Origin of the sequence: Candidatus Chloroploca mongolica, assembly GCF_004762035.2 — a bacterium.
In the GTDB taxonomy this organism is placed as follows: domain Bacteria; phylum Chloroflexota; class Chloroflexia; order Chloroflexales; family Chloroflexaceae; genus Chloroploca; species Chloroploca mongolica.
In genome coordinates, this window is sequence record NZ_SIJK02000121.1 from 1 (window position 1) to 6,067 (window position 6,067).

A 6,067-nucleotide genomic window follows, 5' to 3' on the forward strand; every position below is an offset into this window, starting at 1 on the left:
ACGGTTCGTGCTGCTAGAAAGGTGGCCTCTGCTGCGGGATGCTTGGCTGTGGCGAACGTCCGCCCCAGGGCGACTAGTGCCTGCGCACGCTCGTCAGCCTCGGGGATCTCATCGATAATGGCTCGCGCCGCCGTAAAAATCGCCTCCGCCGCAGGGTGCTCCGCTGTCGCAAGTGACTCGGCGAGCTTCGTCAACTGTTCCCCTCGCACCACTGCCTTGGCAATGTCCTCTGCAGTCGAACGTGCAACTTCCCACGGCTTCGCCCTAGCCAATAGCCCTGACGCCTCTGCTAGGACATCCGCCTGCATCAACTTATCAAGAAAGAAATCATCCTCAACGGGTCCCTGATTCTCCCACTGCTGTGATGTCAAGAGCGATATCTCAGCCAATTCCACCAGCATCTGCGTACGTATCGTAGCATCTGCGACCACCGATAGGCTTGACCAGATGCGTTCCCAAATTGTTTGCGCCTCTTCCAATGCGCCCTGCGCGACTGCCGTGATGGCAATCAAAAAGAGGCTCATTATTTTCGTTGCGGGATCACTGATCACTTCAACTAGATTGATCGCCTCCCCGGTTCGCCCCAGGGCTACCAGAACCATAAACAACGGTTTTGGGTACCGATCTACCTGGCTAGTCAGGGTGCCCCGCAGCAGGCTGTAGCGAAAGAGGCGGGGCAGCGCATGCACCTGCCGGTTGTGGTCATCGCCAGCTTCGTCGAGGACGGCCTGCCGTGCGAGATCGAGATCCAGTACATAGCTCCGCATGCTCGGATCATGACGACGTTTGGCCTGACTATACGTGCCTGCGTCGATCACGGCCCATAGGGCAGCATAGCTCCGGGCTGCCGCGAGGTGGGCGATGACGTGCTGCCGGGCGTAGGCGCGACGTTCCTGTTCCAGGGCATCACCAGGGGCGGCATCCCAGATCGTGGCGAGTCCACCACGCCCGCCGGTACACCAGTCGGCTAACAGTTGATGGTACGCTTCCGCTTCATCGCGGGCGAAGATGTATGCCTGCGCTGGCTCGGCGTCATGCTGGCGCAGAAAATCGCCGAATTTGAGGTGGAAGAGGCTGAAGCGGCCTTCCCCGTCGCGCTGCAGCAAGCCCCCCAGCCGTGCCAAGCCCTCGCGGATGGTGTCGTCGTCGACACCCACCAACGCCCGGAGCGCCCGCTGGCTGAGCGGGGCGCGGCTGGCAAGGAGGAAGCCCAGGATTGGCTTCAGCACCTCACGCCACTGCTGGCGGTGGCGTTTCAGTCGCGCAAGGCTGATGGAGAAGATGGCGTTCGGGTCGGCGGCAAGCCGGGCAATGAGGGCTTCGGGTGGGAGGGCGTGGTCTTCGCGTAGTTCCTTGGCTCCCAGATCGAGGTAGAGGGCATTCGCCTCCATTGCGGTGTAGAAGCGGTCAGCCAGCGATGTGTCCAGGCGCACGCCACGATGCGCCAAGATCAGGTCGAAGTCGCGACGGCTGAGGGGCGGCACCGCGTAGGTGTGCTGGGGCTTGCGGAGCGCCAAGGGCTGGAGGGTGTCGTTTGGGCGGGTGCCGACCACGAAGACGATGCCGACGGGCGGTTCTTCGGGCAGGAAGCTCAGGTCGCGCACGCCACTGAGATCTTCTTCAAGCTGGTCGAGGCCGTCGAGGTAGATGATGGCCTCGTGCCCCTGGGCGGCGATCTCGCGTAGGGCGGTCGCAAGATAGTCGCGGAGCGCGGGGCGGCTCTCTGCGGTGGCATAGAAAGTAGGGAGGTCGTAGCTTAGACAGAGCCGCGCCAGGAGGTTGCGCAACAAGCCGACCTGATGATCTGGCCCGGGGTGAAAGGGAATAAAGTGGCCGATGGGCACGTTGCGGTCGGGCGCGTGGAGTTTGGCGTGCACTGCCGCACTGTCCGTGCGGGCTGCGGGGTCCGTGAAGGCGAGCGCGTCGATGATCAGGCGTGCGATGAGGCTACTCTTACCCTGCCCTGCCTGGCCGGTGATGGTGACGTAGCCCCCGCTGGGGAGCAACGCCGCGATGCGGGATCGAAGGTCGGCCAGTTCCTGTTCACGCCCGACGAAGGCTTCCATGCGGTTGGCCAGGAAGCCGGAGTGGTCGTGGAGGAGGCTGCGGAGGCGCTGCGCACGCTGCTGGGCCGTGTCTGTGGTTCCCGCAGCCCGGGCCGCCGTGATCGCCGCTTGGTGATCGGCCAGGATCCAGAGTCCTTGCCCACTGGTAAGCGGGGTTAGCAAGTGCGGCAACGCTTTGCGCAGCCGATCAATGACCAGATCGACCGTGACGCGCCCATCATCAAGCTGTGCATGGGGGACTGTCCCGCTGAGCAGATCGATGAAGAGCGCGGTTGCGACGCTCCCGGTGGCCCCCTCGTGTGCCTGCTGGCCTGGCCCGACGACGGGGAGCAGAACCCGCAATTTGTCACGGTACCGGGCCATGGTCTGCGCAGCCAGACCCTCGCGAAACTGGGCAATGACCTCGCCGAAGTCCACCTGGAGCCGCTGATCACCCTGTCCCACAATATCACCAGCAAAGCAGCAATCTAGGAAGAGCATCACGCTCCGGGCCTCCTTATGCCGATAGAGCTGCTCATAGAGCCAGCCCAGCGTGAGATAGCGCTCGGGCTGTTTGGCCGCCCGCTGCGGATCGAAATCGCTGGTGACGAGGAAGGTCTCCTGGTCACGCGGGCCTCGGGCGACTGGTACGGCATGCCCGCTGAAAAAGACGAAGAGTTCACTGGTCGCGGCGGCCTCGTAGAGCAGATCCTGCAGCGCTCGGATGAGGGTCGGGGCCTCCGCGTCGGCCCCGGTCACGAGCTGGACGGCAAAACCGCAGGCTGGGCTTTCCAGGGTGGCGGCAAGTCGCCGCGCATCGTCCTCTGCCCGAGCCAGGGGTGCTTGCATCGAGTCACGGGCCGACCCATTCACGCCGATCACCAGGGCGCGGCGGGTGGGGGGTGGGGGTGATGCCTCGGGGGGTGGCATGGTGGGGTCAGAGCTCATTGGGGGGCGTTGCTGGCACCTGGACATCGACGGTGATGGTGGCGGGGTCAAGTGTAGTGGGGAGGGTTTGAGCCAGCAGATCGTGCAGCAGGTCGTGATCCGTCGGCGTGGTCGCGACCGGGAGGGTTGCGGTGGTACCGGCGATGCGGATCACCACGATGAGCAGTGCGCCTGCAGAGGGTGGCGTTGCTGGCGTCGGTGGGGGAGGGTTGCTCAGTTTCTTCACTTCGGTGAGGAGTTGGGCCACCTTCAGCGCAAAATCTGGGAGGGCCACCAGAGTTTGGGCAACGCCTGCCGCGGCCATGAACCAGAGAAAGACCTCGGCCCCACTCTTCGCCCCCGTGGATTGCGGCTCAACCGATGTGCCCAACTGACGGAGCGCACCGACCGTGCCACGCGCAAGCGCACCGACCGCAGCCGGATCGGGCGTCGTAGGATCAGCATCAACAAAGCGTAACGGAATGGCAACCGGTGGATAGTTCATCAGATGGCCTCTTGAAGGGTGATCCGCAGGATGATCGATTCTTTGTGGGCTATGATAGCATGCCGTGGCCCTCTGAGGCAAGCTAGGAAGTCCGTTGGACGGGTGGCTAGGCGATCTGTGCGGTGGGTCACCCCTGTGCTCGTCACGCAACCGGGCCGTCTTCGTCTGCCTGAACGCCTGGCATGGGTGGTTCTGGCCATGCTGGGGCGTGACCGGGGCAGGCACGGGACGCCTCGGGATCTGGGTGGGCGGGGGCCGCGAGGCTCGTCGAGCGCACCGCCCTGTTCAACTGGTGGACAAGGTCATCAGGGACGCCTGGGCTAGAACCAGGTATCCATAGTGTTCCACGTAGCGGATCGCTGGGACGGTTGATCACTCCCTCCGTCCCTGCCCCCGTGAACGCGACCAAGGTTGCCGCTGGCGCAGCGGCTCGCTGCGGGGGCGCTGGGCCGACCATGCCTGCCGTGCGAGGTGTGCTCATCCCAAACGACGGATCACTGCACGGAGTTTGGGATGGTGTTGGGCTGCACAGCATGGAATGGCTCCAGCATAGGCTTTGGGAAAACGGGGAAAGGCAGTTCCTGCGACACCGACCAGATGGTAGACGGGTGCCCCGATGCGAGTCAGCGCTGCCAATTCCTCAGGCTCTGGTTCAGGATACACTTCATTGAGGATGATGAGGGCGGGCCAGCAGTGAGGAATGTAGGCGCGGAGGGCAGTTTTGCGGGTTACATTGATTAAGATAGCAGGCTGACCCGTGAGATGCGCGGGCCATGGATTGGATGCGACATCAATCACATCAACACTATAGGTGTTACGACCGTACGATGTGAAGCGTTCAACGAGACGTTTGCCAATAAAGCCACGACCGCCCAGAATAATCACTGGGACATCAGCGGCATAGCCCGTGGCTTCGCGTACCTGTTGTTCGGCCTGAACGATAGCGACGAGTGTGACCTCGGCCTCAGGGCTGTCTGTGAGGATTCCCGTGCGTGCTAAGACGCCAGGAAGAATCCCTGCAAAGGTTTTCTGGGGGGCACCGACCAACCGTCGAAGCCGTTCGACTTCCTCGACTAAAGCGGTGAGGTGGCGATGCGATGCTGGATTGGTAAAATCTCTTTCTGTACTCGACACAACGAGCATCAGTGCCCAACGTCCATTCTGGCGCAGTACGCCAGCGATCCAGGGCGACCAACGCATGAGGGGATAGTACCGAGGTGATGCATACGTTAATGCGTACTCTTCGTTAGCCGCATAGACGAGGAAGACCGAACCCAAAAACATCCAGCGGCGATTACACCAACCAATAAGGCGGAGGATAGCAGGGTGTTGCAGGGTCGCATGCAACACGAGCAACATCAGACGCCGTACGAAAATACCTGCAGCCAAGGAGAAAGAGCGTGTCGTTGCGGCTTGATGACGTTTCGAACGGATGGAATGAGACGGTGATTCCTGCATGCTTTTGCCTTTATCTTTCACCTGCGTATCTAGATAAGAAGTGGGATAACGCCATGAAACACATGTCTCGAAGGGTCGTTCTCTTGGGACGTCATCGTGCGCATGTGTTATGCCCTTGGTGCTGATGTTTGTGCCGTTTCCAGAAACCCTGCATATCAGGTGACCGTTCAGATTGTGATAACCGAGGCCATCACGACGGTGAGTATGTGTTGGAATGGCCGAATCATCGGAACCTAGCTCACACTTGATATGTACCAATCACGGGCGAAAGACTCTTGTTTTTTTATTCCGGTTGTGATCATGTCTTTTTTGAGCTACAGGTTGATTTTCATCAACCAACCGGTAGCTTTCCTCAGAACAAGCTATTCAGCACGTGTGTGAAGGCGTAGCTGCAAAGACGAGATATTTCTTTCGGTGTTAGCCCGAAACGTCTTGTTTGCGGGCGTCGTGGGGCACGTGTACCGTAGTGGGTATGGCGAGCAGTGATCAGGTCGGCGGAAATGCAGAATCAAGCATAGTGGGAAGCACTGGGAGGGCTATCTGAGCCTTCGCGATGCACTTGTGTGAGGATGCTTCGCGGCGTCGTTCACCTTGCCGCTGCGCAGCCGAGCATGCTATACTGCCCCCACGCGGGCCTCGGCAGCCACGTGGTTCCCGCTCCCCACGCGGAACACCCCCTTCTTCCACCTTTGGGCGTGTTGGCGTGGCGATCACGAAGCATCTGTCCTGCTGCAGGCCGCATGACCGCAGGGAACGCCCTGCTGGTCTGGACGTTTCCACGTTCGATAGCCGATAGCCGGTAATCGTCACCCGGACGATAGGCCGGAGCATTGCCCGGACGCCACCTGCGTGCAGGTCGGCAGCCTCGCCCTGGCCTCCGTCCCCGGAGGTCATTTCTGCCCGCTTGGGCCTCCCATCCTGTGTCTCCACCGGTGCCCTCGCGGTGTCGTGCGGTGAACCCGCGTGGCGTCGCTGCGTACAGCGGCGGCGTTGCGGTGCGCCCGTTGTGGGCTCTGCGGCTGCTGATGCCGCGTGCGGCCCTGCCCATCCTCTGCCCTGGCCCCCCATGCGGTGCCCCTGGGCCAATGTGCCTGCCGGTGCGTGTACGTACCGGTGTGTGCCTCATGCTGCC

The 6,067-nt window shown here is 61.8% G+C and carries 3 protein-coding genes; all 3 read right to left on the reverse strand.

Annotated elements, in window-relative coordinates; all coding sequences use genetic code 11:
• A partial coding sequence (locus EYB53_RS24830; RefSeq protein WP_205712770.1) for a caspase family protein occupies positions 1-2,993 on the reverse strand: 2,993 nt, incomplete at its 3' end.
• Positions 2,983-3,477 carry a hypothetical protein gene (locus tag EYB53_RS24835; protein ID WP_135482220.1) on the reverse strand — a complete coding sequence of 165 codons (495 nt, stop codon included), beginning with the start codon at positions 3,475-3,477 and terminating at the stop codon, positions 2,983-2,985. The genes EYB53_RS24830 and EYB53_RS24835, both read right to left, overlap by 11 nt.
• Positions 3,478-3,954: 477 nt before the next feature.
• Positions 3,955-4,836, reverse strand: a complete 882-nt coding sequence (locus EYB53_RS24840; RefSeq protein WP_135482222.1) for an NAD-dependent epimerase/dehydratase family protein — start codon at positions 4,834-4,836, stop codon at positions 3,955-3,957.
• Between the last annotated feature and the right edge of the window lie 1,231 nt (positions 4,837-6,067).